Genomic DNA, 25,380 nt, shown 5'->3' on the forward strand with positions numbered 1-25,380 from the left:
GTCCTGGCGCCGCGTTGGTGGTGTTACGGGTCCTGCCGCCGCGATGGTGCGACGGGTTCGGTCGCCGCGATGGTGCGACGGGTTCGGTCGCCGCGACGGTATGACGGGTTCGGTCGCCACGATGGTGTGACGGGTTCGGTCGCCACGATGGTGTGTGACGGGACCCGTCGCCACGATCAGCGGCGGGCCGTCACCGTGCCTTCCACGGCGAAGAGTTCCTCCTCCACGTGGTCGAGCGCCAGCCGCAGCGCACCGGTCGCCACCGCGGCCTCACCGAGCACGGACAGCGCGACCCGGGGCGGGCGCAGGCAGTAACGCGCCAACTCGCCCCGCAGCGGCTCCAGTACCCCGTCGAGCCCGGCCGCCCAGCCGCCGATCACCACGAGCTCGGGGTCGAGCGCCAGCACCAGCGCCGCCACATCGTGGACCAGCCGCTGAATGAACCGCTCCACGGCGGCCCGGGCCCGGGTGTCGCCCTCCTTGGCATGGGTGAACACCTCGGCGACCGCGTGCTCGTCGAGCGGGTGGAGCGGCTCGTCGGTCGTGGAGAGCAGCTTCTCGGGCCTGACTCCGCGGCCCAGCAGATGCAGCGCCCCGATCTCGCCCGCCGCGCCGCCGAAACCGCGGTGCAGCCGCCCGCCGATCAGCGAACCCGCCCCAGGACTCAGCCCGGCGAGTACGAAGACGATGTCGTCGGAATCGGTCGCGGCACCCTTCCAGTGCTCGGCCACGGCCGCCGCGTTGGCGTCGTTCTCGACAAGGACCGGGCAGCGGAACGACCGCCGCAGCCGCTCGCCCAGCGCGAGCCCGGTCCACTCCGGAAGCGCGGTGCCCAGCCGGACCGTGCCGTCGGCCTCCACGATTCCCGGGCTGCCCACGCCGACCGCGCGCAGCGTGCTGCGCGCGACTCCGGCCCGGCGCAGCACATCGGCCACCGTGCTCCGTACCCGCTCGAGGCGCTCGTCAGCGGACGCCGTCTCCGGCACCTCGCGGGAGCCGGAGCCGATGATCTCCCCGTCGAGGCCGGAGAGCAGGGCGGCGACCCGGTGCGGTCCGATCTCGATACCGAGCAGATGCCCGGCCTCCGCACGGAAACGGAACCGTCGCGCCGGACGCCCCTGCCGCCGGGTCTCGCCCTCCGCCTCCGGAGCGTCCTCGACGACCAGTCCGGCCGCCATCAGGCCTTCGATCACGCCTTCGACCGTCGGGCGCGAAAGGCCGGTGATACGGGTGAGATCCGTCAGGGTCGGGAACACCTCGCCGCGCAGTGCGTGCAGCACCACGGAGGAGTTGATCCGTCGCAGCAACGAGGGATCCCCGCCGGTCAGCTGCCCCAACGTCTGTCCTCCCAGCTCAGCTCGTGCGTGTGTGCCGGATGGTACCGGGTGACAGGTCGGGCGGCGAGCGGCTGCCGGACCGGTGGGTCAGGCGGGCGCGACGAACCCCGACTCGTATGCGGCAATCACCGCTTGAGTACGGTCGCGAGCCCCCAGCTTCGCCAGCACCGCGCTGACGTGGGACTTCACCGTCTCGGCGCCGATGATCAGCTGCGCCGCGATCTCGGCGTTCGACAGGCCGCGTGCCATCAGCCGGAGCACTGCGGCTTCCCGTTCGGTGAGAGCCGCCCGGTCCAGCGCTTGTCGCGCAGCCTTGTTCCCGTACTCGGCGGCGAGCGCTCGAACCGCTGCTGGGAAGAGCAGCGACTCTCCCTCGGCGACCAACCGCACCGCGTGGACGATCTCGGCCGGCCGGGCCCGCTTCAGCAGGAACCCGTCCGCACCCGCGCGCAGCGCCTGATAGACGTACTCGTCGTTCTCGAAAGTCGTCACGACCAGGATCTTCGGCGGCGGCTGAACGGTCCGCAGCACTGCTTGGGTGGCCGCGATGCCGTCCAGCAGGGGCATCCGCACATCCATCGCCACCACGTCGGGGCGCAACTGGCGCACCAGCGGCACCACGGCCGCACCGTCAGCGGCCTCGCCCACCACCTGAATGTCGCCCTGGGCCTCAAGTACGGCGCGCAAGCCGGCACGTACGAGAGGTTCGTCGTCGACAAGCAGCACAGAGATCGGCACCCGGTCAGCCTAAGCCGTCGAGCGGCAATCGCGCATATACCCTCCAATCGCCCCCCTGCGGACCCGTCTCCGCCGTACCGCCGAGCAGCGCCGCGCGCTCCCGTATGCCACGCAACCCGCTCCCTCCATGGGGCCGTCCAACCGAACCGTTCAGCGGATTGGTCACCTCCAGATTCAGCTGCCCGGCAACGACAGAGATCCGTACCCGCACCGGCACGGGACCGGAGTGACGCAGCACGTTGGTCAACGCCTCCTGCAGCATGCGGTACCCCTCGCGTGAGATCGGACCGGGCACCAGCTCGACCGGACCACTCACCTCGGCATCCACTTTCGCGCCCGAGCTGCGCGCCGACTCCAGAAGCCGGTCCGCCTCGCTGAGCGACGGGCGCTGCCCCAGCGGGGTCGCCGACTCGCGCAGGATGAGCAGCACCCGCTCCAGATCTTCCAATGCCTCCCGCCCCGTCTCCTCGATGGCGGCCAGTGCCCGGTCGGTGAAGGCCGGGTCGTTCGCGGCCCGCGCCGCGCCTGCCTGCACCACGGCCACGGTGAGGGCGTGACCAATGGAGTCGTGCAACTCCCTTGCGATGCGGTTTCGTTCGAGGAGTTGCTCCGTACGCTCCTCCAGCGCGGTGAGGCGCTGTCCCTGAGAAGGGCCGAGCAGCAGGCGGGCGACGGTTGTGATCAGTGCGCCGGAAGCGACCACACAGACCGGTATCGCCACGATCGGCAGTGGTGCGAGAAGGGCGCCCCACCAGGGCGCGGCGTCGAACAGCCGGCGCGCAAGATAGATCAACTGCACGGGAGCGAGCGCCCCCAGGACGGTGGAGGCCAGCCGCGCTTCGAGCCACAACACGGTACGCCAGCGGTCCGCCCAGGTCAGAGACGGAGTGACCGAGATGGATGCTTCGGGCCGCCCCCGCTCGCCAGGCGTGAGCAGCAACTGGGCCTGCAGCGCCTCCTCCAGCCGGACGGCAGGGATCAGCCCGAGCGGAATGACCAGGAACACCGGCAGGTAGAACTGCTTCATATCGATGAACAGCCACACGGCGACGAACGCGAGTGGGACGCAGGCATGCAGCCATCGTGTGTAGGTGACCGGACGCAGCAGGGGCCGAATGAGGCGGAACATGCCGTAATCGTGCCAGCCGGTCACGCTCCGGCGGCTCCCCCGCACGGGGGAGCCGGTCCCCCCGGCCGGGGGAAGTCATGGACGGCGGGCCACCGGGAAGGTGGAGCCATGACCAGTATCGAAGTCTGCGAACTCACCAAGGATTACGGCTCGAACCGGGCAGTGGACGGGCTCTCGTTCACCGTCCTGCCCGGTCGGGTCACCGGCTTCCTCGGGCCCAACGGCGCGGGCAAGTCCACGACCATGCGACTGGTCCTCGGTCTTGACCGCCCTTCATCAGGCGCTGCCACCATCGGTGGCCGGCGGTATGCGGACGCCGCGGAGCCGCTGCGGCTGGCCGGCGCGCTCCTCGACGCGAACGCCGTGCACGGCGCGCGCACCGCACGCGATCACCTGCTGGCTCTGGCTGCCGCCCACCGCATGGGGCGACGGCGGGTGGACGAAGTGCTGGAGGAGGCGGGTATCGCGAGCGTCGCTGTCCATCGGATCAGGACGTTCTCGCTGGGCATGCGGCAGCGACTGGGGGTGGCCGCTGCCCTGTTGGGGGATCCGTCCGTGCTGATGCTGGACGAACCGTCGAACGGCCTGGACCCCGAGGGGATCATCTGGATACGGGAGCTGATGCGCAGATTCGCAGCGGAGGGAAGGACTGTGTTCGTGTCCAGCCATCTCATGAACGAGACAGCTTCCTTCGCGGACCATCTCGTGGTCCTGGGCAAGGGCCGGCTTCTCGCGGACACCCCGATGCGGAAATTTATCGACTCGCGGATCCGGCCACGGGTTCGGCTGCGGAGCACCAGTGGCGAGCGACTGCGATCCCTGCTGCTCCGGAAGGGCCTCATCCCGGTCGAACGCGATGACGGCAGCTGGGTCGTCGAGGGCGCGAGTGCCGAGGGCATCGGTCGTGCCGCAGCCGAGGAGGGCATCACGATTCTTGAACTCGCTACCGAGCAGGCCACGTTGGAAGAGGCATATCTCGACCTCACCGTCGGCGAGACGCAATTCTCGGCCCGCTCCGCGTCTCTTACTCCGGGGGTATGAGTCATGACGTTCTCCGCCGTGCTCCACGCGGAATGGATCAAGATCCGCTCGGTGCGCGCCCTCGGAAGTGCGCTACTGGCAGTCTTCTTCGCGACAGTCGTCTTCTCGCTCCTCGGCAGCGCGACCATCGGCCACGAGGACGCCGGCAAGCCCGGTTTCGATCCGGTCCTCGCCTTGTTCTTCGGCCTCAACTTCGGTCAGATCGCCGCCATCTGCTTCGGGGCTACAGCTGTCACCAGTGAGTACGGAAGCGGCGCCATCCGTACCTCACTCACCGCTGTGCCGCGCAGAGGCCTCTTCTACGCGGCGAAACTCTCCGTCATCGGCGTACTTGCCTGTGCGGTCGGCCTGATGACGGGCCTTGCCTGCTTCCTCGGAGGGCAGACTCTCATCGGTGCTCCCGGGGGTGGAGTCGGTGAGCCCGGTGGGCTGCGCGCCGCAGTGGGCTGTGCCCTGTATCTGACACTGATCACGCTGTTCGCCGCAGGCCTGGCAGTGGTACTTCGGAGCGGCCCCGCCGTCATGGGGATCCTCATACCCTTCCTGCTCCTGGTGTCGTTCGTGATCGGTGACGTGAATCACGGCGCGGGTCTCGGCGATTTCCTGCCGGACCGGGCCGGGCAGCAGGTCCTGCTCCAGCACCCGACCGGATCGTTGGGGCCGTGGAGCGGACTCGCTGTCACCGCGGGCTGGGCGGCTGCCGCGGTGAGCGCCGGCTGGGCGGCGTTGCGCCGGCGTGACGTCTGACGGCCCCGGCGGCCAACTGTCAGTGGCGGAGGGTTTACTGAGGTGATGACCACCGCTCAGTACGTCGCCACCATCGACCGGCTGCGGACCCTTGCGTTCCCCGCGCGGCGCGGATGGTCGGACACCGGACCGGGCGGCCCCGGGTACCACCTCGCAGCTCTGATCACCCGCGACCCGCTCCTGGGAGGCGACGACGCCGCCGCTCCGGAGGTACAGGCGGAGGACCAGTTCGGGGCCGAGTACGAGGCCCTTGTGGCCGTGCTCGACGCGCGGTGGGGCGAGGCGCGGATGTTCAGCCTCTGGAGCATGCTGACCCGCCGTATGGCAGGGGAGGATATACCGGAGCCCTGGGACGAGTTGTGCACCACCATGTCGGCCCTCCACCTCTGGAGGGCGGAGGGCCGCTGGATCGCCATCGGTGCCGTTCAGGGGAGCCAGGAGCAGGAGGTCCAGTTGATCGCAGCGGTGACCGACGTGGATCCGCCGTAGCTCGCGGCGCCCAGCCCGTGGGGTCCTGCCGGGTGCCGGGCGCCCGGTGCCACGGTGCCAGGAGGTTGCCTTTGGGCGGCTTTGGTGGTGTGCGGCCCGGTGCGCCCGGATCCCCGCCGGTTACGGCGCGGACTCGGACGTGGCTTGTGCGGGCGCGGTCTATGCAGGTGTGGGCGGTGCGGGCGCGGTCTGTGCAGGCGTGAGCTGTGCGGCTTCGCGCAGTCTGCCGTACTCCTCGGCCATCGTCGCCGCGGTCCAGTGGGCGTTGAGGCCGCTCGGGTTGGGCAGTGCCCAGATCCGGGTGGAGCCGATCGTCCGCGTCTGCGGTCCGATCCGCGCCTTGGGTTCACCGAACGCCGTGCGGTAGGCGGTGACCCCCACGACGGCGAGCCAGCGCGGCCTGAGCCTCTCCACCTTGGCCGTCAGAATGCGCCCGCCCTCGCGGTACTCCTCGGCGCTCAGCTCATCGGCGCGGGCCGATGCCCGTGCCACCACATTGGTGATGCCGAGGCCGAGCGCGAGCAGTTCGTCCTGCTCCGAAGGGGCCAGCCTGCGGGGCGTGAATCCGGACAGGTGCAGCACCGGCCAGAAACGGTTCCCGGGCCGGGCGAAGTGATGGCCGGTCGCGGCCGTCATCAGGCCGGGGTTGATCCCGCAGAACAGCACGTTCAAGCCCTCCGCGACCACATCGGGGACGATGCGGTCGCGGGCGGCTTCGAGCTCTTCGGGCTTCACCGGCGGGTCAGAGAATCGAGCCGGGGGCGTAGGCGGCGGCCTCCGGGTGCTGCTTGGAGACCTCCTCGATCCGCGAGACCACCGCGGCCACCTGGGCACCCGCAGCGCCGGTGAAAGAGAGCTTGTCGGCCATCAGCGCGTCCAGCTGCGCCCGGTCGAGGGGCATCCGCTCGTCGGCCGCCAGCTTGTCCAGTAGCTCGTTGCGCTCAGCACCCTGCTCACGCATGGCGAGCGCGGACGCCACCGCGTGCTCCTTGATGACCTCGTGCGCCACCTCGCGGCCGACGCCCGCCCGTACGGCACCCATCAGCACCTTGGTGGTGGCCAGGAACGGCAGATAGCGGTCCAGTTCGCGAGCGACCACCGCCGGGAACGCGCCGAACTCGTCGAGCACCGTCAGGAAGGTCTCCAGCAGCCCGTCGAAGGCGAAGAACGCGTCGGGCAGGGCGACGCGGCGGACGACCGAGCACGACACATCGCCCTCGTTCCACTGGTCACCGGCCAGTTCGCCGGTCATCGACGCGTAACCGCGCAGGATCACCATCAGGCCGTTGACGCGCTCGCAGGAGCGGGTGTTCATCTTGTGCGGCATCGCGGACGAGCCGACCTGTCCCGGCTTGAACCCCTCGGTGACCAGCTCGTGCCCGGCCATCAGCCGGATCGTCCTGGCCAGGGACGAGGGTGCGCCGGCCAGCTGTACGAGCGCGGTCACCACGTCGTAGTCGAGCGAGCGGGGGTACACCTGGCCGACCGATGTGAAGGCGTGCGCGAAGCCGAGGTGCCCCGCGATGCGCTGTTCCAGCTCGGCCAGCTTCGACTCGTCACCGCCCAGCAGGTCGAGCATGTCCTGTGCGGTGCCGACCGGGCCCTTGATCCCGCGCAGCGGGTAACGCCCCAGCAGGTCCTCAAGACGTCCGTACGCCACCAGCAGCTCGTCCGCGGTCGTCGCGAAGCGCTTGCCGAGTGTCGTCGCCTGCGCGGCCACGTTGTGCGAACGCCCGGCCATCACCAGCTCCGCGTGCTCACCGGCCAGCCTGCCGAGGCGCGCGAGCACGGCGACGGTCCGGTCGCGCATCAGCTCCAGCGAGAGCCGGATCTGGAGCTGCTCGACGTTCTCGGTGAGGTCGCGCGACGTCATGCCCTTGTGGATCTGCTCATGCCCCGCCAGGGCGTTGAACTCCTCGATCCGCGCCTTCACGTCGTGCCGCGTGACCTTCTCCCGCTCGGCGATCGACGCCAGGTCCACCTGGTCGAGCACCCGCTCGTAGTCGGCGACCGCGGTCCCGGGCACCTCGATCCCGAGGTCCTGCTGGGCACGCAGTACCGCCAGCCAGAGCTGTCGCTCCAGCCTGACCTTCTGCTCGGGGGACCAGAGGACAGCGAGCTCCGTGGAGGCGTAGCGGCCGGCCAGAACGTTGGGGATGCGAGGCTTTGCAGTCACGTGAAGTGATTCTACTGGCGGTTCCTGCAGGTCCGTGCCCCGGATCTCTTTGTGCATTGCTACGGCGTTCGGATCGGGTCACCGTGTTCGAATATGTGTTCGGGTATTCTGTGCGGTATGGCTGTCCACCTGCAGAGTTCCCTCTTCGACCAGGGCGACGCGACCGCTCTGCGCCCGCTGGGCGGTGTCCACCGCAGCCACTTGGGTCAGGGCGCCTGGACCGATGTACTGCCGCAGTGGCTCACCGGGGCGGACGAGCTCTTCGACGTACTGGCGCGGGACGTCCCCTGGCACGCGGAACAGCGCGTCATGTACGAGCGGGTGGTGGAGGTACCGAGACTGCTGTCGTTCTTCGGTGCTGACGACCCCCTGCCGCATCCGGTGCTCGACGAGGCCCGTGACGCACTCGGGGCGCACTACGCGGAGGAGCTCGGAGAGCCCTTCACCACCGCCGGACTGTGCTTCTACCGCGACGGACGGGACGGCGTCGCCTGGCACGGGGACACCATCGGCCGCGGCAGCCGGGAGGACACGATGGTCGCGATCCTCTCGCTCGGCGCTCCCCGGAGCCTGACGCTCCGGCCGCGCGGCGGGGGCAGCACCGTCCGTACACCGCTCGGGCACGGCGACCTCATCGTGATGGGCGGCAGCTGCCAGCGCACCTGGGAGCACGCGATTCTCAAGACGGCCAAGCCTGTGGGGCCGCGCATCAGCGTTCAGTTCCGCCCGCGCGGGGTGCGCTGAGCCGCACGCCGATGAGCGTACGGAGGCCTTCACGGCCGGTCCGCACCGTGCGGTCCCGGTCCGCACCTGGTCCGCGGTGTGCCGCCCCGCCCCGGACCGCCCCGCACCGGTCCGCACCGGGACACGACGGCGGAAAACGGGTACGGATACTCCGCCTTCGCCCAGTCTCATCCACCGGCCCGGAGTCCCGCCATGCTGCTTCATGAACTCGCCGCCACCTCCCGCGCCGTCGGTTCGGAATCCGCCAGGAACGTGAAGACCGCCCTGCTGGCCGAGTACTTCGAAAGCCTGGGACCGGACGATCTGCCGGCGGCGGTGGCGCTGCTCTCCGGCGAGTCCCGGCGGATGCGGATCGGGGTCGGCCCCGCGGCTCTGCGCGACCTTCCGGAGCCCGCGGCCGGTCCGTCGCTCGGTGTGCGGGAGACGCAGGACATCCTGGCCGCGCTGGCCGCCGTACACGGCCCGGGTTCGCGTGACGAACGGAGCGCCCTGCTCCAGGGGCTGTTCTCCCGGGCCACCGCTTCGGAGCAGTCCTTTCTCGGCGCCGTCCTCGTCGGCGAACTGCGGCAGGGCGCACTCGACTCCGTGGTCGCGGACGCGGTGGCGAAGGCCGCGGGGGTGGCGGCGGCGGACGTCCGGCGGGCCCTGATGTTCCGCGGCTCCGCCCGTGCCGTGGCTGCTGCCGCCCTGACGGGCGGGCAGGAGGCGCTGCGGGCCTTCGGTCTGGAGCTGGGCAGGCCGGTGCGGCCGATGCTCGCCGCGGGGGCGCCCGATGTCGCCGCGGCCCTCGAGCGGGTGCGGCCCGCCGCTCTGGAGTGGAAGCTGGACGGTATCCGGGTCCAGGTCCACCGGAACGGCGGCGACGTGGCCGTCTTCACCCGGAGCCTGGACGACATCACGTCGCGGGTGCCCGAAGTGGTCGAGTCCGCAAGGGAGTTGCCGGTGCACTCGGCGGTGCTCGACGGGGAGGCCATCGCGCTGGGACCGGACGGACGCCCCCTGCCCTTCCAGGTGACGGCCGCCCGTACCGCTTCGCGGCAGGATCCGGCCCGGCTGCGCGCCGAAGTGCCGTTGCGGGTGTACTTCTTCGACCTGCTGCACCGCGACGGCGCCGACCTCATCGACCTGCCCGCACGGACCCGCTGGGAGGCACTGGATGCGGTGGTGCCCGCTGAACTGCGCGTTCCGCGTACGGTCACCGGCGAGCCCGCCGAGGCCGAGCGGTTCTTCGCGGACGCCGTCGCGCAGGGGCAGGAGGGCGTGGTGGTCAAGGATCCCGCAGCGCCGTACGCGGCGGGGCGCCGAGGAGCCGGGTGGATCAAGGTGAAGCCCCGGCACACGCTGGACCTGGTGGTGACGGCGGCGGAGTGGGGGCACGGCAGGCGGCAGGGCGTGCTCAGTAATCTCCATCTCGCCGCTCGCGGGGAGGAGGGGGATCCCGGACCGTGGGTGATGCTGGGCAAGACCTTCAAGGGCCTCACCGACGAACTGCTGGCCTGGCAGACCCGCGAACTGCTGGCGCGCGAGGTGAGCCGGGACGGATATGTCGTACGGGTCCGGCCTGAACTGGTGGTGGAGGTGGCGTTCGACGGGCTGCAGCGAAGCCCGCGCTATCCGGCCGGTCTCGCCCTGCGCTTCGCACGCGTCCTGCGGTACCGCGAGGACAAGGGCCCCGCCGACGCGGACACCGTTTCCGCGGTCCGCGCGCTCGTCCCGGTCGCCCTGTGACCGGCGTACGCCACCCCTGCGCCTGCAACACCCCCGCGCCTAAGAACTCCTAACGAAATGATCTTCGAGGCGGTTGGATCACTACCGGACTGACGATCCGGGGGTGTGTGGTGGCTCGACCGAAGCCGTGGGAAGTAGATGACGAGTTGTGGGCGGTGGTCGAACCGCTACTGCCCAGGGTTGAGCGTCGGGCGCGTCATCCGGGACGCAAGCGGCATCCGGACCGGCTGGTGTTCCAGGGCATCCTGTTCGTCCTGCACACCGGGATCGCCTGGGAACACCTGCCGCAGGAGCTCGGCTTCGGGTCGGGCATGACCTGCTGGCGCCGCCTGGACGAGTGGGCCGAGGCCGGGGTGTGGCCCCGGCTCCACAAAGGCCTCCTTGCCAAGCTCCGCGGCGCGAACGCCCTGGATTTCTCTCGTGCTGCGGTCGACGGCTCCCATATCCGGGCGTTAAAGGGGGGAGCCAAGACGGGACGAAGTCCCGTCGACCGGGGCAGGACGGGCAGCAAGCATCACCTGATCACGGACGCCACGGGCATCCCGCTCGCCGCAACCTTGACCGGCGGTAATCGCAACGACGTTACCCAACTCATCCCACTCCTCCAGGCCGTGCCGCCTGTGTGCGGCAAGCGCGGCCGACCCCGGCGCCGCCCCGACGTGGTGCTGGGAGACCGCGGCTACGATCACGACAAGTACCGCCGACTCGTCTGGGACCTCGGCGTGAAGCCGCTGATCTCCCGCCGTGGCACCGAGCACGGTTCCGGCTTTGGCACCCAACGCTGGGTCGTGGAGCGCGCGTTCGCCCACCTGCACTGGTTCCGCCGCCTGCGGATCCGCTGGGAGATACGCGACGACATCCACGAAGCCTTCCTCACCCTCGGATGCGCACTCATCTGCTGGCGACGCCTGCAGGCATCACGGTAGGAAGTCTCAGGTGATGTCGTCGACAAGAGCCTCAAGGCGGCGCTCTCCGTCGCGGGTGTGCGCGCCGGCGGCCAGTGCAGCCTTGGCGAGACGGGCTGCAGCGGGCTCACTGAAGAGTCCGCTGAGGAGCTCGTTGGCCTTCCGCAGGCCGTGATTGGTCGACTCGACCGCGGTGTCGACCGCTTCGGTCGCTGCGCGGGCGACGCCGGGCGGCAGATCGGCGATGCGGGCGGCGATGGTGTCGACGACGTGGTCGAGGTCGGTGTCCGGCACGGCCCGGTTCACCCATCCGATCCGTTCCGCGGTCGCGGCATCGATCAGCTGCCCGCCAAGAATGATCTCCAGGGCGCGCGCGCGACCCACGAGGCCGGGCAGATATGCGGTGCCTCCCGCGCCCGGGATGATTCCCAGCCGGCACTCCATCTGGGCCATTCCGGCGCGCTCGAGCGATGCGAACCGCATGTCCATCGCGGACAGCAGTTCCGCACCGCCGCCGCGTGCCAGTCCGCGCAGCTTGGCGATGGTGAGCTGCGGCAGCGACCGGATGCGTTCGTGGAGCCGCATCATCGGGTTGAGGGACTGGTCCTGTTCGGGCGCGATGGGGAGGTCAACGAATGTCGCGGGGTCGTCGGCGGTCGTCATGTCGCCGTGCGCGACGAAGAAGTCCGGGTCCGCACTGTCAAAAACGATCACCCGGATGTCGCGGTCGCCGGACATGGCGTCCGCGAACCGGTCCAGGTCCGTCATCAGCGCGGCATCGAGCAGGTTGATGGGGGGGTTGTCGATCACGACGTGCGCCACGCCGCTGCTGAGAGAGATCTTTAGGGTCGAGTACGCGTCAGTCATGGTTCCCGCTTCGTCGTCAGAGCAGCTAGGTATATGACATATATCTAGTAGCGCCAGTACACTTCAACGAAATCAGGTATCGCGAAGGAGACCGACGTGCCCGAAGTGGAGCTCAACGGCGACGGCCGACAACTGCTCGACCAACTCTTCGACAAGTGGTCCTTGCTGGTACTGGCCGCGTTGTGCGACCGCCCCCGACGCTTCAACGAACTCCGACAGCACATACCCGCCATCACGCCGAAGTCACTGGTCGCATGCCTGCGACGACTGGAGCGCAACGGCATGGTCGAGCGAACGGTCGTGGCCACGGAACCGGTGGCGGTCGAATACTGCATCAGCCCCCTGGGCCGGACCCTTCGCCCCCCTTTGCACGCCGTACTGGAATGGACCGTCGAGCACCTCGGCGCGGTCGAAGCCGCCCGCTGTCACTACGACGGGCGACATGTGGAGAAGTGACATCCCGGCATGTCTCGCGCAAGACAGCGCCGGAACTCCCAACTGGTCATGCCGAGCCGCTCACTGTGTACGACCGGACCCGTACGAACGGCCAGTGTCCAGGACGAACCCGCATGCTCTCGGTCCTTGTCGCGACTTCCAAGGCGAACTGCTGCTCGGCTGCCACTGTCGCCCGAAGGCATTCCGTTAGGAGCTCTAAGACACGTCCGGTGCCGCCTCCAGCCGTCGCCAGCCGGTTACCGGGCCGGGGGCTCCGTCGTCCGCGGGCGTGATCCAGAACGCCCTTCCGCTGTCGGGGCAGAACTGGGCTCCGCTGCGCCCGTCACCCGATGAGCGTCCCGTCAGCCGACGCCCTATCCACGGCACCAGATGCTCGCGCGCGAACCGCAGGTCGCTGCTCCGCCGCGCCGTCCACCGGGCCGCCGATGCCGGGGGCAGCGGCGCCCGCCAGTCGTCCTCCGGCGCCAGTCCCAGCGTCTGCCATACCGCCTCGGCCACCCGCCGGTGGCCCTCGGCCGTCAGATGCAGCCGGTCCACATCCCACAGCCGCTGATCCCCGAGCACCGGAGCACCGTAGAGGTCGACGACCAGCGCGCCGTGCCGCGCGGCCAGGTCGTCGATGAAGGTGAACAGCTCCTCCATGCGCGGGCGGAAGCGTTCCATCACCGGTCCGTTCCGGCCCGGGCTGCGCATCAGCACCAGCTGCCCGCAGGCGGGAGCCAGCCGCCCTGCCGCCTCCTCCAGCCGCCCGCGCACCATCCCCATGTCGCACTTGGGGCGCAGGGTGTCGTTGAGCCCACCGACCAGCGTCACCACATCGGGCCGCAGCTCCGCAGCCGCTGCCGCCTGCTCGTCGGCGATCTGGCCGATGAGTTTTCCGCGTACGGCGAGATTCGCGTACCGGAAGCCGGGGGTCCGTGCGGCCAGGCGCGCGGCGAGCAGGTCGGCCCAGCCGCGGTACGAGCCGTCGGGCAGGGCGTCCGACATTCCCTCGGTGAAGGAGTCGCCGACCGCGACCAGACTGGTGTAGGAGGCATTCAATTTCATCGCCGGGCGATCGTACCGCGACGCGCCGCTGCCTCCCGGGGGATCTCCGAGCGGATCTCCAAGGGGATCTCCCCGGGGTGGCGGCGGCTCGCGGTCAGTCGCCGGTTCCGGCCGGCGCCGTCGGCCGCCCGACCAGTTCCCGCAGCACGTCCTCCATCGTGACCAGACCGGCGAGTGTGCCGTCGTCGGCCATCACCGCCGCCAGGTGAGTACGGCTGCGGCGCATCGCCGTCAGTACGTCGTCCAGCGGGCTGGCGGCACGCACCCGGGCGATGGCCCGCATCGCGGAGACCGTGAACGGCAGATCGCGCGGCAGTGCGTCCAGCGCGTCCTTGACGTGCAGATAGCCCAGGATCCGCCGGTTGTCGTCGACCACCGGGAAGCGTGAGAAGCCGGATTCGACCGACAGCTGTTCCAGCTTCTCCGGAGTCGTTCCGAGGCGTGCGTAGACCACCTGTTCCAGCGGTACGACCACATCGCGCACCGGCCTCCGGCCCAGCTCCAGGGCGTCGTGCAGCCGCTCGCTCGCCCGGTCGTCGAGCAGTCCGGCAGCCGAGGCGTCTGTCACCAGGCGGGACAGCTCGTCGTCCGTGAAGGTCGCCGCCACCTCGCTCTTCGCCTCGACCCGCAACAGCTTCAGCAGTGCGTTGGCGAAGGAGTTGATCGCGAAGATCACCGGACGCAGCGCACGCGCCAGCGCGACCAGCGGAGGGCCGAGCAGCAGAGCCGCCCGTACCGGTCCGGCCAGGGCGATGTTCTTCGGGACCATCTCGCCGAAGAGCATGTGCAGATACGTGGCCACGACGAGGCTGATGACGAACGAGAGCGGGTGGATCAGCCCGCCGGGCATCCCGACGGTGTGGAAGACCGGCTCCAGCAGATGGGCGATGGCCGGCTCGGCGACCACACCGAGCACCAGCGTGCAGAGCGTGATGCCGAGCTGCGCCGCCGCCATCAGCGCCGCCAGATGCTCCAGCCCCCACAGCACACTCCGCGCCCGCCGGTCGCCCTCCTCCGCCGCCGGTTCGATCTGGCTTCGCCGGACGGAGATCAGGGCGAACTCGCCGCCGACGAAGAAGGCGTTGACGACCAGCGTCAGCAGCCCGATGAACAGCTGGACCACAGTCATCGCGAGTCCTCTTCGTCGTCCTTGCCGACTGCCTTGCCGTCTGTCCTGCCGGCCGGCCTGCCGTCTGTGCCGTCGTCATCGCCACCGGCCGTCACCGGCGCGTGCAGCAGCAGCCGGGCGGCGCGCCGCCCGCTCGCGTCCACCACATCGATCCGCCAGCCGGCCACTTCGACGCTGTCGCCCTCGGCCGGGATACGCCCCAGCTCGGTGGCGACCAGACCCGCCAGCGTCTCGTACGGGCCTTCGGCCACCCGCAGGCCGATCGACTCCAGCTGGTCGGTCCTGGCTGCCCCCTCGACCGAGTAGACCGGCCGGCCGTCCGCGTCCTCACCCGCGCCGGCGAGATCGGGCGTCTCGTGCGGGTCGTGCTCGTCGCGTACCTCGCCGACGACCTCCTCGACGATGTCCTCCAGCGTGACGACACCGGCCGTGCCGCCGTACTCGTCGATCACGACGGACATCGTGCGCTTGCCGTACATCCGGTCGAGCAGCCGGTCCACCGTCAGGGTCTCCGGTACGAGCAGGGGCTCGCGGAGCAGCTCGGAGACGGGGAAGCGCGGCCTGCGCGCCACCGGGAGCGCCAGTACGTCCTTGATGTCGGCGACACCGACGACCTGGTCGAGGCTGCCCCGGTAGACCGGGAAGCGCGACAGGCCGGTGGCGCGGGTGGCGTTGGCGACGTCCTCCGCGCTGGCCTGCACGTCGAGCGCCACCACCTGGACCCTGGGGGTCATCACGTTCTCGGCGGTCAGATCCGCCAGGTTGAGCGTGCGGACGAACCTTTCTGCGGTGTCCTCCTCCAGCGCACCGGCCTTTGCCGAGTGCCGCGCCAGCGCTACCAGCTCCTGGGGCGAGCGGGCCGAGGCCAGCTCCTCCGTCGGTTCCATGCCGAGCCGGCGCAGCAGCCGGTTGGCGGTGTTGTTGAGATGGCTGATCAGCGGGCGGAAAACGGCGCTGAAGTACCGCTGGGGGGTGGCCACCACCTTGGCCACGGCCAGCGGGGAGGAGATCGCCCAGTTCTTCGGCACCAGCTCACCGACCACCATCAGGAAGACGGTGGAGAGGGCGGTACCGATCACCAGGCCCAGCGATGAGGCCGCACCGGACGGGAGGCCCATCGACTCGATGGGCCCGCGCAGCAGCTTCCCGATCGACGGCTCGGCGAGCATCCCGATGACCAGGTTGGTGACGGTGATGCCGAGCTGGGCGCCGGACAGCTGGAAGGTGAGGCCGCGCACCGCCCGCAGCGCGCTCGCCGCGCCGCGCTCCCCCCGTTCCGCGGCCGCTTCGAGTTCGCTGCGCTCGACGGTCGTGAGCGAGAACTCCGCCGCCACAAAGGCCGAGCAGGCCAGCGAGAGCAGCAGCGCCACGATGAGCAGAAGTACTTCGGTCATCGGTTCACCTCCGTCCCATGATCGGCCAGGGAGTGGGGGAGTGCGCGATGTCGGCTGCTGAGATGTCGGCTACTGGGGGGCTCGCCCATGGGCGGAGGCTCACACCTTCCGGTCGGTGGTACGGCGGACAGTCATCGTAAAGGAAAGGCAAAGGGCCGGTCGTGACGAGCCCGGCCGGCCGCTTTCACCTCTGCTTGCTCCGGTGCCCGGTCCGGCTGACCGCAACCGCCCGGCGGTCCTGTCCGTGGCTACAGCGGCTTGACCCACCGTCGCCAGTGGTCCTCGCGATGGTAGCCAGCCGCCGCCCAGGTGCGGTGGGCCCGTTCGTTGTCCTGCAGGACCATGGCGTCGCCCCGCCGCCCGCCCAGGGCGGCGAATCGCTGCTCCGCCGACTCCAGGAGGGCGGTGGCGATGCCCTGCCGGCGGCGGTCCGGGTGTACGGCGAGTCGGTAGAGCGAGCAGCGCCATCCGTCGAAGCCGGCTATCACGGTCCCCACGAGGAGACCGTCGCGCTCCGCGATCTGGAGGGCTCCGGGGTCCCGGGTGACGAGGCGGGCCACTCCGTCGTGGTCGTCGCTGACGCTTGTTCCTTCCGCGGCGAGCCGCCAGAACCGCAGTACGGCTTCGATGTCCGAGAGGGTGGCGCAGCGGATGTGAAGATCGCTCATGGGGCGAGCCAACCAGAACGCCCGGCCGCCGGGCGAGCGGTTTCGCGACGAGCGGGCCGGACTGTACGGCTGGCTCAGGGCGCCTCGTGGCGGCAGCAGTCCCGGCGCAGCCCTTGCCGGTGCTAGCGCTTGCGCGCTAGCGTGGTCGCGTGGCCAAAACTCAGCTGAACGTCCGCGTGGACGAAGCGACCGCCGAAGCGGCGCGGCAGCGCGCCCTCCAGCGCGGAGTGAGCGTGAACCGCTACATCGAGGAGCTGGTCAACCAGGACGCGGGCGAGGTGGGGCACACCTTCGTCGAGGCGGCCGCCGACTTCATGAAGCAGTACGCGTCGGTGTTCGCGGACGAGTCCGCCGCGGAGGGCAAGCGCCGCAAAGGCAGCCGTTGAATCTCAAGATCGATCTGGCCTGGCTGCTCATGGTCGCCGAGCACCGGACCCCCGGGGACCCGCCCGTCATCGACTGGGGCGCGCTGGTGGCCGCCGTCAGCCGGCACGATGCGGAGGTGTTCGGGGTCCCCGTCTACAGCGACCCGTACGCACGTGCCGCCGCCCTGCTGCAACTACTGCTCCACGTACCGGCGTTGGAGCACTCCAACGCGATGTTCGCCTCGGCTGTCGCCTACGGCTATCTCGTCGCCTGCGGGCTGAAGATCGTCACATCGCCCGAGCAGGTCAGAGACCTGGCGCAGCTGGTGAAGCAGGACAAGGCGGATGTCCGGACCATCGCGGACGAACTGCGCCAGTGGAGCCTGTGAGACCTGTGAGCCGCCTCTGGATCCATCGGGTGCGGTAGGGAGTCAGCAGTGTCCACCGCTGGGCGCCGCAGGGGCCGTCCGCAGTGTCCACCGCGCTGAGCCTCATGGAGCGACCGAGGGATCCGGCCGCCTCGCCCTGCCCAGTACGCAGGGCGAGGAAGGCAGTCGCAGACCCTTCTCCGGTACGTTCAGCCGCCGGTAGGCGCCGAGTTCGAAACCCGCCGCTTCGATCGCGGCCAGGGTGTCCCGCGCCGTGTGACAGCCGCCGAAGAGCAGCGGCCAGACCGTATGGTCCAGGGCCCGCTGGGTTGTGGCCATCGCATGTCCCTGGCCCAGACCGTGCTCGAAGAACCGCAGTTCACCGCCCGGCCGCAGCACACGCCTGATCTCGGCGAGCGCCTGGGGCAAATCGCGTACGGTGCACAGCACCAGCGACGCCACCGCCGCGTCGAACGTCCCGTCCGGCACGGGAAGAGCCTCCGCCGTCCCCGGCATCACGTCCACCGGGACAGCGGCGTCCATCGCGGACCGCACCGCCAACTGCCGCAGGGTGCGCTCCGGTTCGAGGGCCACCACCTCCGAGACCGCTGCCGGATAGTGGGCGAAGTTCAGCCCGTTTCCCGCGCCGATCTCGATCACACGGCCGGAGAGGCCCGCGAGCAGTTCGGCGCGGTGGGCCGCCACCCCCGCCGTGCGGTCGGCGTTGACACTGAACCGGGCGTAGAAACGGGCGAACAGCGGATGGTGCACGGTGTCGCTCGGGATCTTGCTGCTGCGCAGCGGCATCGCGGTTCTCCTCCGGCGGACGGGACGGCAGGGGTACACGGTGATGGTCTCCCCGCCCGCCCCGCTCATGCCCCGGATGGCCCGGCGCACTCCGGGAGCCGCGGAAGATTCCCGGCAGCGTAGCGGACAGCCGCGTCAGCTTGGCGGTGAGCCCGAAGCGGTGCCCCGGATCCCGCCCAGGCCGGGTGCCAGCCAGCTTCGCGCCCGGTCCCGGAAGACGGCCGGCGCCAGCCGGCCCGCACCCTCCGGCACCACGCCGACCAGCGGAGCCCCGGCGACCTCCGGGAGATCCAGCAGATTGCACCGAGCGTCCAGACCGGGTTCGGCAGGCCAGCTGCCGATCACGACACCAGCACAGTCCAGCCGCCGGGCGCGCAGCGCCTCGGCGGTCAGCGCGGTCGCGTTGAGCGTGCCGAGACCGGCGGGGGCGACCACCAGCACCGGCGCCCCCAGCAGCCGGGCCGCGTCCGCGAGTGTGCCGCCCTCGTCGTCGAACCGTACGAGCAGCCCGCCCGCGCCCTCGACCAGCACCAGATCGTGTTCGGTGGCCAGCTTCTGCGCGGCGTCCGCCACGTCCTGCGGACCCAGCGGGGCGAGCCCGGCTCGCCGGGCGGCCGTGGCAGGGGCCAACGGGTCCGGGAACCGCGCCAGTTCGACCGCGGTCACTGCTCCGGCCAGCCGTGCCACCTCGGCCGCGTCGCCGTGCTCGCCGGGCAGCAGCCCGGTCTGTGCGGGTTTCAGCACGGCGACGGACCGGCCGCGCGCGGCGGCCGCCACCGCGGCGGTCACCACCGTCTTGCCGATCTCCGTGCCGGTCCCCGTCACCACGAGAATCGTCATGTCATGCCTCCCTCGCCACCGCGCACACCGCACGGCAGATCCGTGCCACGTCCTGATCGCCGGTGACGTACGGCGGCATCGTGTAGACGAGATCGCGGAACGGCCGCAGCCAGACGCCCTCGCGTACGGCCGCCCGGGTCGCCGCCGCCATGTCCACCTCGTGGTCAAGCTGGACGACTCCGATCGCGCCGAGCACCCGGACATCCCGGACACCCGGCAGCTCCGCCGCCCCGGACAGACCGTCCAGGAGGGCCGTCTCCAGGCGTTTGACCTCCCATTCCCAGTCCTGCCCGAGCAGCAGCCCGACCGAGGCGCAGGCCACCGCGGCGGCCAGCGGATTGCCCATGAACGTCGGCCCGTGCGCCAGCACCGGAACCTCGCCCCGCCCGATGCCCTCGGCGACCCGCGAGGTGCAGAGCGTCGCCGCCATCGTCAGATAGCCCCCGGTCAAGGCCTTGCCCACACACATCACGTCCGGCGAGACCCCGGCGTGGTCCGCCGCGAAGAGTGTGCCCGTACGGCCGAAGCCGGTGGCGATCTCGTCGAAGACCAGCAGCACCCCGTGCGCGTCGCACGCCTCGCGGAGCACCCCCAGATACGCGGGGGAGTGGAAGCGCATCCCGCCCGCGCCCTGGACCACCGGCTCCACGATCACCGCTGCCAGTTCGTCCGCATGACGGCCGATCAGCTCATGGAGGTGGTCGGCGTACCCCTGCTCGTACTCCGCGGGAGGCGCGTCCGCGAAGACCTGCCGCGGCAGCACCCCCGACCACAGGTCGTGCATCCCGCCCTCGGGGTCGCACACCGACATGGGCTGCCAGGTGTCCCCGTGGTAGCCGCCCCGCCAGGTCAGCAGCCGCTGCTTGGCGGGACGGCCCACGGAACGCCAGTACTGTAGGCACATCTTGACGGCGACCTCGACCGACACCGAACCCGAGTCGGAGAGGAACACATGCTGGAGCGGTTCCGGGGTGATCTCCACCAGCTTCGCCGCGAGCCGGACGGCGGGCTCATGGGTGAGCCCGCCGAACATCACATGGCTCATCCGGTCCAGCTGGCCGCGCGCGGCCTCGTTCAGTACCGGATGGTTGTAGCCGTGGATCGCCGACCACCAGGACGACATGCCGTCCACCAGCTCACCCGCACCGGCGACCCGCAGCCGGACACCTGACGCCGACTCGACGAGCAGCGGCTCCTGGCGCCCCGGCATCGGTCCGTACGGGTGCCAGACATGGCGCCGGTCCAGGTCGAGCAGCTCGGCGGAGTCAGGCATTGGGCGCGAGATCCGTTCCGGCTCCCCTGCGGCGTACCGACACCAGACCCTCGCGGTGTTCGGGCAGCGTCGTCGTGTCCGAGCCCTCCACCTCGAATCCGGCATCCGCGATCATGTCCAGGTCGGTCCGGCCCGCCTGGCCCTCACTCGTCAGATAGTCGCCGAGGAAGATGGAGTTGACGAGGTGCAGGGCGAGCGGCTGCAGGGAGCGCAGATGCACCTCGCGTCCGCCGGCCAGCCGTACTTCCGCGTCCGGGCAGACGAACCGCACCATGGCCAGGATGCGCAGACAGCGCTGCGGGGTCAGATGCCACTCCCCGGCCAGCGGGGTGCCCTCCATGGGGATCAGGAAGTTCACCGGCACCGAGTCGGGGTCGAGTGCGCGCAGCGCGAAGACCACGTCGACCAGGTCGGCGTCGCTCTCACCCATCCCGGCGATCAGCCCCGAGCAGGCCGAAAGACCGGCGGCCTGGGCGTGCTGGACCGTATCGACCCGGTCGGAGAAGTCGTGGGTGGTGCAGATGTCGGCGTAGGTGGCCTCGGACGTGTTGAGGTTGTGGTTGTACGCGTCGGCGCCCGCCGCCCGCAGCCGCTCCGCCTGGCCGTCCTTGAGCAGCCCGAGGCAGGCGCACACCTCGATGTCCTCGTTCTGCTCCTTGATCGCCTCGATCGTCTCCGATACGCGGTCGACATCGCGGTCCGTCGGCCCGCGGCCGCTGGCGACCAGACAGACCCGCTTCGCTCCGCCCGCCACTCCGGCCGCAGCCGCCTTCGACGCCTCGTCCGGTTTCAGCCAGGTGTACTTGAGGATCTCCGCCTTGGAGCCCAGCCGCTGCGAGCAGTACGAGCAGTCCTCCGGGCAGAGGCCCGATTTGAGATTGACGAGATAGTTGAGCTTCACCCGCCGCCCGTACCACTTGCGGCGCACCTTTCCGGCTGCCGCCACCACGTCGAGCAGTTCGTCGTCGCTCGTCGCCAGCACGGCGAGCGCCTCTTCACGGGTCGGCAGTTCGCGCCGCAGCCCCTTGTCCACCAGCGTGTTCAGCAGGTCCATAGAGGTGATCCTGGCCTACCGCACCGCCTCCGGCCAAGGAGGAACCGAACAACACAGCCGACCAGGGGTGTGTGTATTGCCACACCCTGACCCCGCATCGCCCCGGCTAGGGTCTGTGAACTGCCTACAAAAAGGGACCGACCATGACTCCAGCCGTGCCCCGCGAGCCCTTCGACTGGACCGACGCCGCCGCGCGCCGCCGGGCGGACGCCGGGCTGGTGCGCGCGCTCCGGCCGCGCGCCGCGTCCGCGGATGTGCTGGACCTCGCGAGCAACGACTACCTGGGGCTGAGCCACCGGGACGTGATCACCGGAGCCGCGGCCGATTCGGCCCGTCGCTGGGGCGCGGGCGCCACCGGGTCCCGGCTGGTCACCGGCTCCACCGCGCTCCACGCCGAACTGGAGCGGGAGCTGGCGCGGTTCAGCGGTTTCGAGGCGGCACTGGTCTTCTCGTCCGGGTACGCGGCCAACCTCGCCGTGCTCACCGCGCTGACCGGCCCTGACTCGCTGATCGTCTCGGACGCCGCCAACCACGCCTCGATCATCGACGGCTGCCGGCTCTCCAGGGCGGCGACCGAAGTCGTCCCGCACAGCGATCCCGATGCCGTCGCCAAGGCGCTCGACGCGTATGGCGGCGGCCGCGCCGTCGCGGTCACCGACTCGGTCTTCTCGGTCGACGGCGACGCCGCGCCGCTGCCGGAACTGGCCGCGGTCTGCCGTACGTACGGAGCGGCGCTGATCACCGACGACGCGCACGGCTTCGGCGTGCTCGGCGACGGCGGACGCGGCGCCGTGCACGCGGCGGGACTCGCGGGCGCTCCCGACGTGGTCTCCACGGTCACCCTGTCCAAGTCGCTCGGCAGTCAGGGCGGCGCGGTGCTCGGGCCCGCCCGGGTCATCGACCATCTGGTCAACGAGGCACGCACGTTCATCTTCGACACCGGCCTGGCGCCCGCGGCGGTGGGCGCCGCGCTGGCGAGCCTGCGGCTGCTGCGGGACGAGCCCCTGCTCGCCGGCCGTACCCGTACGGTGGCGCACACTCTGTACGCACGTCTGACCGCGGGCGGACTCAGCGCGGTACGCCCGCAGGCCGCCGTCGTCTCCGTCCTCGCGCCCTCGCCCGGGCAGGCGGTGCGCTGGGCGGCCGACTGCCGTGCGGCGGGTCTTGTGGTCGGCTGCTTCCGTCCGCCGTCGGTACCGGACGGCATCTCACGGCTGCGGCTCACCGCACGCGCCGACCTGACGGACGAACAGATCGAGTGGGCGGTGGACACGGTGCTGCGGACCGCGCCCACCTGTTGACGGGTATCCGTTACCGCAGCCTGTTAACCGCAGCCTGTTAACCGCTGCCCGTTACCCGCTGCCCGCTCGATTCGCCGGTCAACGGCTCCCCGCGTCGGGCACCGAGGCCAGGAAGCAGCTCCAGGCGCCCGCTCCGAAGAGCAGCGCCGGGTGGTTCACGCGCTTGGAGTCACGGACGGCCAGCAGACCGCCGTCGAGTAACGCGGCCTCGACGCAGTTGTTCATCCCGGTGCTGCGGCTGCTGCGCCGCCACCGCGCGCCGTACAGAGAAGTACTGGAAGGGACGTTCGCAGGACGTGCGGACATGGTGCCTCCCTAGACGCCGTCACCGATCACGGCGATGAGATCCAACGATTGCTGCTGCGGAAGGGCGCGCGCCTGGATCCTGCGGAACGCGGCGCTGTACGCCTTGAGTTCTTCTTTCCGTTCCAGATAACGACTACTCATCAAATGGTCAAGAACGACCACATCCAGATCAATGATGTTCGAAAAAGAGAAGATAGTGAAAGATCCGGTGAGTCCGAGGTGCCCTCCGGCGGCGAACGGCATGACCTGCAACCGCACATGAGGCAGCCGGGCGACCTCCTGTACATGCCGTAACTGCTCCGCCATCACCCCGCGCCCACCGATCCGCCGGTGCAGGGCCGCCTCATCGACGACCGCGCTCAGCTCCAGCGGCGGATCCGCGTCCAGCACCCGCTGCCGGGCCAGCCGCACATCGACCAGTGAGTCCACGGTCCGGGCCGGCAGCCCGTCGAGCGAGGCCCGGGTGACCGCCTTCGCGTAGCCGGGCGTCTGCAGCAGACCGGGCATCACCGACGTCTCGAAGGTGTGCGCCGTGCACGCCTGGGACTCCAGCCTGATGAAGTCCCGGTACTGGGCGGGCAGCAGACGCCGGTAGCTGTGCCACCAGCCGGCGCTCTCGTCGGCCCCCGCGCCGCACAGCGCCTCCAGGAGTTCGCGCTGCGCCGTGTCCCGCACACCGTACGCATGGAGCAACAGGGCTACGTCGGACGGCTTCACACCACTGCGCCCGGTCTCGATCCTGCTCACCTTCGACTGATGCCAGCCGGCGAGCCGGGCCGCTGCCGCGCTGGTCAGACCTGCCAGGACACGCAGTCTGCGCAGCTCGGCACCGAGTTTGACGCGGCGCACCTCGGGGCTGCTCCGCACCGCGTTCTCCCTCCGGTCGGCCGTTTCTGCAAACGTGCCATCCCGGCCGTCAAATACGGTCTTCCGTCGCAGAGTTCATCACTTTGAGCGACAGATATATGCACATCTTTGTGGATGGCCCGTGCTGCGGTCACTATGAGTGTCACGCTCGCACGAAGCGCCACCTGAGGCCGTCTCGAAGTGCATCCGTCACGAGATCCGCGCCGGCAGCGGTGGGAAAGGGACAGGCCGTCATGGCAGACCACCAGGAAGCTTCAGTCACCCTGCCGAGCGAGCCGGCTTCGGTACCGGCCGCCCGGACGTTCGTGGCCCGTGTGCTCACCGGATGGGGGCTGCCTCCCGACGCGGAGCTGGCGGACACCATCCGGCTGATCGTCTCGGAGCTCGCGACCAACGCGGTGCAGCACACCTTCGGCACGTCCCCCACTTTCACGGTGCAGGCCGTCCTGGACCGGGACGAGCGGCTGTGCGTCGGCGTCACCGACAGCCATCCGCGCTGGCCGCAGCGGCTGCCCGCGGCGGTGCAGCAGGACAACGGCCGGGGCATGGTCATCATCCGCTGGCTGGCGGCCGAGAACGGCGGGCGGCTGTCGGTCACCCCGACGCGGGACGGCGGCAAGACCGTCTGGATCGCCCTGCCCTGGACCGCCGCGGTCCAGGGCTGAACGAACCCGCGGCCGACGACTCCCGGCGGCTTCAGCCCACCCGGCCGTACCAGACGCTGTGGGTCCAGATCCTCTCCAGCCTGACCACGGCGCCGGTCTTGGGGGCGTGCCAGATCTTCCCGTGCCCCGCGTAGATGCCGACGTGGTAGACGCTCCGGCCGTAGTGGAAGAACACCAGGTCGCCCCGGTGCCGGGCCCAGGCCGGGATATGGCTTACGCGGTTGTACTGCGCCTGGGCGGTGCGGGGCAGCTGTTTGCCCACCTGTTTGTACGAGTAGAGCGTCAGGCCCGAGCAGTCGAACCGGGATGGCCCTGTCGCCCCCCACTGATAGGGCGAACCCCTTTTGGAGGCCGCGATCTGCACGGCCTGGGAGGCGTGCGCGGCGGCCTGTGCCTCCGCGGTCGCGCCCGGTGCCAGCGAGGTCCCCGCGACAGCGGCGAGGGCGAGGGCCGAAGCTGTTCCGGCCCGGGTGAGAAGAGACGGGACATGAATCTGCGCAGTCATGCGCAACCCTTCGCAAACCGCCTGTGAAGGATGACCTGTCGGGTTCGGGCCGGCGAAGTTGCCCGGCCGCCCGGCAGGATGACCGACTGATCAAGTCGGCCGTCCCACCAGGCGGCTTCACCCCGAGGAGCGACGTCGCTGTCGCCCCGGACTGCCTGGGTCCTCCACTCCTGCCGATCCACTCGTGTCGACCAGACATCCGGGAGCGGCGGCAGGACTCGGCGTCCGCCCGGACCGCCCCGCCGTGGTGGCGGGGGCTTGTCGTCTCCCGGATCTTCACCCATGGCACGGTGGATTCCCGGCGTACGCGCCGATTTGTGATGCTTCGGGGTCACTGGCCTGTTCGAGTGGATGCCACCGGAACCGGACCAGGGGATTCTGTCGGCGCACGGCCCTCACCTGGGGCGCAGCAGGGGTCCCGGGCGGAGTGCCGG

At 70.3% G+C, this 25,380-nt stretch carries 28 protein-coding genes and 1 riboswitch; of the genes, 11 read left to right on the forward strand and 17 right to left on the reverse strand.

All coding sequences use genetic code 11. From position 1 onward, the window contains the following. Positions 1 to 176: 176 nt before the first annotated feature. From OG210_RS29295 to OG210_RS29305, 3 genes are all read right to left on the reverse strand, one after another. On the reverse strand, positions 177 to 1,337 hold the full coding sequence (locus tag OG210_RS29295; protein WP_328324136.1) for an ROK family protein: 1,161 nt from the start codon (positions 1,335 to 1,337) through the stop codon (positions 177 to 179). Between the two features lie 87 nt (positions 1,338 to 1,424). Beyond that, positions 1,425 to 2,075, reverse strand: a complete 651-nt coding sequence (locus tag OG210_RS29300) for a response regulator (RefSeq protein ID WP_371539537.1) — start codon at positions 2,073 to 2,075, stop codon at positions 1,425 to 1,427. A 4-nt stretch (positions 2,076 to 2,079) separates the two neighbouring features. Beyond that, positions 2,080 to 3,204, reverse strand: a complete 1,125-nt coding sequence (locus tag OG210_RS29305) for a histidine kinase (RefSeq protein WP_328335320.1) — start codon at positions 3,202 to 3,204, stop codon at positions 2,080 to 2,082. Between the two features lie 108 nt (positions 3,205 to 3,312). Here OG210_RS29305 and OG210_RS29310 point away from each other — a divergent pair, with 108 nt between their 5' ends. Genes OG210_RS29310 through OG210_RS29320 form a run of 3 tightly spaced genes read left to right on the forward strand, consistent with a single transcriptional unit; the run spans position 3,313 to position 5,481 of the window. Then, positions 3,313 to 4,245 (forward strand): ATP-binding cassette domain-containing protein, encoded by a 933-nt coding sequence (locus tag OG210_RS29310; RefSeq protein WP_371539539.1) that lies wholly within the window; start codon positions 3,313 to 3,315, stop codon positions 4,243 to 4,245. Positions 4,246 to 4,248: 3 nt separating this feature from the next. Then, positions 4,249 to 4,992: an ABC transporter permease gene (locus OG210_RS29315; protein ID WP_328324130.1), complete on the forward strand. Its 744-nt coding sequence runs from the start codon at positions 4,249 to 4,251 to the stop codon at positions 4,990 to 4,992. Positions 4,993 to 5,037: 45 nt separating this feature from the next. Next, positions 5,038 to 5,481 (forward strand): hypothetical protein, encoded by a 444-nt coding sequence (locus tag OG210_RS29320; RefSeq protein ID WP_328324128.1) that lies wholly within the window; start codon positions 5,038 to 5,040, stop codon positions 5,479 to 5,481. A 159-nt stretch (positions 5,482 to 5,640) separates the two neighbouring features. On the opposite strand, the gene mug is transcribed toward OG210_RS29320, so the two are convergent. Together mug and purB are read right to left on the reverse strand one after the other, a co-directional pair. After that, a complete protein-coding gene (gene mug / locus OG210_RS29325) occupies positions 5,641 to 6,216 on the reverse strand; it encodes a G/U mismatch-specific DNA glycosylase (RefSeq protein WP_328324126.1) in 576 nt (191 codons plus the stop codon). Between the two features lie 7 nt (positions 6,217 to 6,223). Beyond that, complete coding sequence (purB, locus tag OG210_RS29330) at positions 6,224 to 7,657, reverse strand: adenylosuccinate lyase (RefSeq protein ID WP_328324124.1); 1,434 nt, start codon at positions 7,655 to 7,657, stop codon at positions 6,224 to 6,226. Between the two features lie 117 nt (positions 7,658 to 7,774). On the opposite strand from purB, the gene OG210_RS29335 reads away from it, so the two are divergent. From OG210_RS29335 to OG210_RS29345, 3 genes are all read left to right on the forward strand, one after another. After that, positions 7,775 to 8,401, forward strand: coding sequence for an alpha-ketoglutarate-dependent dioxygenase AlkB (locus tag OG210_RS29335; protein ID WP_328324122.1), 627 nt, complete (start codon positions 7,775 to 7,777; stop codon positions 8,399 to 8,401). Positions 8,402 to 8,593: 192 nt separating this feature from the next. Continuing rightward, complete coding sequence (locus OG210_RS29340; RefSeq protein ID WP_328324120.1) at positions 8,594 to 10,129, forward strand: ATP-dependent DNA ligase; 1,536 nt, start codon at positions 8,594 to 8,596, stop codon at positions 10,127 to 10,129. Between the two features lie 110 nt (positions 10,130 to 10,239). After that, a complete protein-coding gene (locus tag OG210_RS29345) occupies positions 10,240 to 11,055 on the forward strand; it encodes an IS5 family transposase (RefSeq protein ID WP_328324118.1) in 816 nt (271 codons plus the stop codon). Between the two features lie 6 nt (positions 11,056 to 11,061). Here OG210_RS29345 and OG210_RS29350 read toward each other — a convergent pair whose 3' ends face one another. Beyond that, complete coding sequence (locus tag OG210_RS29350) at positions 11,062 to 11,901, reverse strand: enoyl-CoA hydratase/isomerase family protein (RefSeq protein ID WP_371539545.1); 840 nt, start codon at positions 11,899 to 11,901, stop codon at positions 11,062 to 11,064. A gap of 96 nt (positions 11,902 to 11,997) precedes the next feature. On the opposite strand from OG210_RS29350, the gene OG210_RS29355 reads away from it, so the two are divergent. Beyond that, positions 11,998 to 12,357, forward strand: a complete 360-nt coding sequence (locus tag OG210_RS29355; RefSeq protein ID WP_328324115.1) for a helix-turn-helix domain-containing protein — start codon at positions 11,998 to 12,000, stop codon at positions 12,355 to 12,357. A gap of 195 nt (positions 12,358 to 12,552) precedes the next feature. On the opposite strand, the gene OG210_RS29360 is transcribed toward OG210_RS29355, so the two are convergent. The 4 genes from OG210_RS29360 to OG210_RS29375 all read right to left on the reverse strand — a co-directional run bounded on the left by OG210_RS29360 (position 12,553) and on the right by OG210_RS29375 (position 16,595). Continuing rightward, a complete protein-coding gene (locus OG210_RS29360) occupies positions 12,553 to 13,404 on the reverse strand; it encodes an SGNH/GDSL hydrolase family protein (protein WP_328324113.1) in 852 nt (283 codons plus the stop codon). Positions 13,405 to 13,498: 94 nt separating this feature from the next. Further along, entirely contained in the window at positions 13,499 to 14,533 is a 1,035-nt protein-coding gene (locus tag OG210_RS29365) for a hemolysin family protein (RefSeq protein WP_328324111.1), read from the reverse strand. Further along, complete coding sequence (locus OG210_RS29370) at positions 14,530 to 15,927, reverse strand: hemolysin family protein (protein ID WP_328324109.1); 1,398 nt, start codon at positions 15,925 to 15,927, stop codon at positions 14,530 to 14,532. Before OG210_RS29370 ends, OG210_RS29365 begins: the two co-directional genes overlap by 4 nt. 248 nt (positions 15,928 to 16,175) lie before the next feature. Then, on the reverse strand, positions 16,176 to 16,595 hold the full coding sequence (locus OG210_RS29375) for a GNAT family N-acetyltransferase (RefSeq protein ID WP_328324107.1): 420 nt from the start codon (positions 16,593 to 16,595) through the stop codon (positions 16,176 to 16,178). 149 nt (positions 16,596 to 16,744) lie between these two features. On the opposite strand from OG210_RS29375, the gene OG210_RS29380 reads away from it, so the two are divergent. Both OG210_RS29380 and OG210_RS29385 read left to right on the forward strand, forming a co-directional pair. Next, positions 16,745 to 16,981, forward strand: coding sequence for an antitoxin (locus OG210_RS29380; protein WP_164265086.1), 237 nt, complete (start codon positions 16,745 to 16,747; stop codon positions 16,979 to 16,981). Continuing rightward, positions 16,978 to 17,349, forward strand: a complete 372-nt coding sequence (locus OG210_RS29385) for a fic family toxin-antitoxin system, toxin component (protein WP_328324105.1) — start codon at positions 16,978 to 16,980, stop codon at positions 17,347 to 17,349. Before OG210_RS29380 ends, OG210_RS29385 begins: the two co-directional genes overlap by 4 nt. A gap of 102 nt (positions 17,350 to 17,451) precedes the next feature. On the opposite strand, the gene OG210_RS29390 is transcribed toward OG210_RS29385, so the two are convergent. The 4 genes from OG210_RS29390 to bioB form a co-directional block, all read right to left on the reverse strand. Further along, the gene (locus tag OG210_RS29390; RefSeq protein WP_328324103.1) at positions 17,452 to 18,135 is read right to left on the reverse strand and encodes a class I SAM-dependent methyltransferase; all 684 of its coding nucleotides are present in this window, start codon (positions 18,133 to 18,135) and stop codon (positions 17,452 to 17,454) included. A 135-nt stretch (positions 18,136 to 18,270) separates the two neighbouring features. After that, complete coding sequence (gene bioD / locus OG210_RS29395; RefSeq protein WP_328324101.1) at positions 18,271 to 18,975, reverse strand: dethiobiotin synthase; 705 nt, start codon at positions 18,973 to 18,975, stop codon at positions 18,271 to 18,273. 1 nt (position 18,976) lies between these two features. After that, complete coding sequence (locus tag OG210_RS29400) at positions 18,977 to 20,248, reverse strand: adenosylmethionine--8-amino-7-oxononanoate transaminase (protein WP_328324099.1); 1,272 nt, start codon at positions 20,246 to 20,248, stop codon at positions 18,977 to 18,979. After that, entirely contained in the window at positions 20,241 to 21,302 is a 1,062-nt protein-coding gene (gene bioB, locus OG210_RS29405; protein WP_328324097.1) for a biotin synthase BioB, read from the reverse strand. The genes OG210_RS29400 and bioB overlap by 8 nt, the downstream gene beginning before the upstream one ends. Positions 21,303 to 21,457: 155 nt before the next feature. On the opposite strand from bioB, the gene OG210_RS29410 reads away from it, so the two are divergent. Further along, positions 21,458 to 22,603: an 8-amino-7-oxononanoate synthase gene (locus OG210_RS29410; RefSeq protein ID WP_328335318.1), complete on the forward strand. Its 1,146-nt coding sequence runs from the start codon at positions 21,458 to 21,460 to the stop codon at positions 22,601 to 22,603. A 78-nt stretch (positions 22,604 to 22,681) separates the two neighbouring features. On the opposite strand, the gene OG210_RS29415 is transcribed toward OG210_RS29410, so the two are convergent. Next, positions 22,682 to 22,909: a DUF397 domain-containing protein gene (locus OG210_RS29415; protein WP_328324096.1), complete on the reverse strand. Its 228-nt coding sequence runs from the start codon at positions 22,907 to 22,909 to the stop codon at positions 22,682 to 22,684. Between the two features lie 9 nt (positions 22,910 to 22,918). Then, positions 22,919 to 23,776, reverse strand: a complete 858-nt coding sequence (locus OG210_RS29420) for a helix-turn-helix transcriptional regulator (RefSeq protein WP_328324094.1) — start codon at positions 23,774 to 23,776, stop codon at positions 22,919 to 22,921. A 233-nt stretch (positions 23,777 to 24,009) separates the two neighbouring features. On the opposite strand from OG210_RS29420, the gene OG210_RS29425 reads away from it, so the two are divergent. After that, positions 24,010 to 24,441 carry an ATP-binding protein gene (locus OG210_RS29425; protein WP_328324092.1) on the forward strand — a complete coding sequence of 144 codons (432 nt, stop codon included), beginning with the start codon at positions 24,010 to 24,012 and terminating at the stop codon, positions 24,439 to 24,441. A gap of 31 nt (positions 24,442 to 24,472) precedes the next feature. Here OG210_RS29425 and OG210_RS29430 read toward each other — a convergent pair whose 3' ends face one another. Further along, on the reverse strand, positions 24,473 to 24,946 hold the full coding sequence (locus tag OG210_RS29430) for a C40 family peptidase (protein WP_328324090.1): 474 nt from the start codon (positions 24,944 to 24,946) through the stop codon (positions 24,473 to 24,475). Positions 24,947 to 24,949: 3 nt separating this feature from the next. Beyond that, positions 24,950 to 25,167, reverse strand: a riboswitch (cyclic di-AMP (ydaO/yuaA leader). Positions 25,168 to 25,380 lie beyond the last annotated feature (213 nt).

Source organism: Streptomyces sp. NBC_00466, assembly GCF_041433995.1.
GTDB lineage: Bacteria > Actinomycetota > Actinomycetes > Streptomycetales > Streptomycetaceae > Streptomyces.

Coding starts and splice junctions, on each gene's coding strand:
- OG210_RS29350 (WP_371539545.1), bottom strand. CDS start 11,901: ATGACTGACGCGTACTCGACCCTAAAGATCTCTCTCAGCAGCGGCGTG.
- OG210_RS29310 (WP_371539539.1), top strand. CDS start 3,313: ATGACCAGTATCGAAGTCTGCGAACTCACCAAGGATTACGGCTCGAAC.
- OG210_RS29415 (WP_328324096.1), bottom strand. CDS start 22,909: ATGTCCGCACGTCCTGCGAACGTCCCTTCCAGTACTTCTCTGTACGGC.
- OG210_RS29400 (WP_328324099.1), bottom strand. CDS start 20,248: ATGCCTGACTCCGCCGAGCTGCTCGACCTGGACCGGCGCCATGTCTGG.
- OG210_RS29365 (WP_328324111.1), bottom strand. CDS start 14,533: ATGACTGTGGTCCAGCTGTTCATCGGGCTGCTGACGCTGGTCGTCAAC.
- OG210_RS29360 (WP_328324113.1), bottom strand. CDS start 13,404: ATGAAATTGAATGCCTCCTACACCAGTCTGGTCGCGGTCGGCGACTCC.
- OG210_RS29315 (WP_328324130.1), top strand. CDS start 4,249: ATGACGTTCTCCGCCGTGCTCCACGCGGAATGGATCAAGATCCGCTCG.
- OG210_RS29370 (WP_328324109.1), bottom strand. CDS start 15,927: ATGACCGAAGTACTTCTGCTCATCGTGGCGCTGCTGCTCTCGCTGGCC.
- OG210_RS29340 (WP_328324120.1), top strand. CDS start 8,594: ATGCTGCTTCATGAACTCGCCGCCACCTCCCGCGCCGTCGGTTCGGAA.
- OG210_RS29425 (WP_328324092.1), top strand. CDS start 24,010: ATGGCAGACCACCAGGAAGCTTCAGTCACCCTGCCGAGCGAGCCGGCT.
- OG210_RS29320 (WP_328324128.1), top strand. CDS start 5,038: ATGACCACCGCTCAGTACGTCGCCACCATCGACCGGCTGCGGACCCTT.
- OG210_RS29390 (WP_328324103.1), bottom strand. CDS start 18,135: ATGCCGCTGCGCAGCAGCAAGATCCCGAGCGACACCGTGCACCATCCG.
- OG210_RS29375 (WP_328324107.1), bottom strand. CDS start 16,595: ATGAGCGATCTTCACATCCGCTGCGCCACCCTCTCGGACATCGAAGCC.
- bioD (WP_328324101.1), bottom strand. CDS start 18,975: ATGACGATTCTCGTGGTGACGGGGACCGGCACGGAGATCGGCAAGACG.
- OG210_RS29430 (WP_328324090.1), bottom strand. CDS start 24,946: ATGACTGCGCAGATTCATGTCCCGTCTCTTCTCACCCGGGCCGGAACA.
- OG210_RS29335 (WP_328324122.1), top strand. CDS start 7,775: ATGGCTGTCCACCTGCAGAGTTCCCTCTTCGACCAGGGCGACGCGACC.
- bioB (WP_328324097.1), bottom strand. CDS start 21,302: ATGGACCTGCTGAACACGCTGGTGGACAAGGGGCTGCGGCGCGAACTG.
- OG210_RS29305 (WP_328335320.1), bottom strand. CDS start 3,204: ATGTTCCGCCTCATTCGGCCCCTGCTGCGTCCGGTCACCTACACACGA.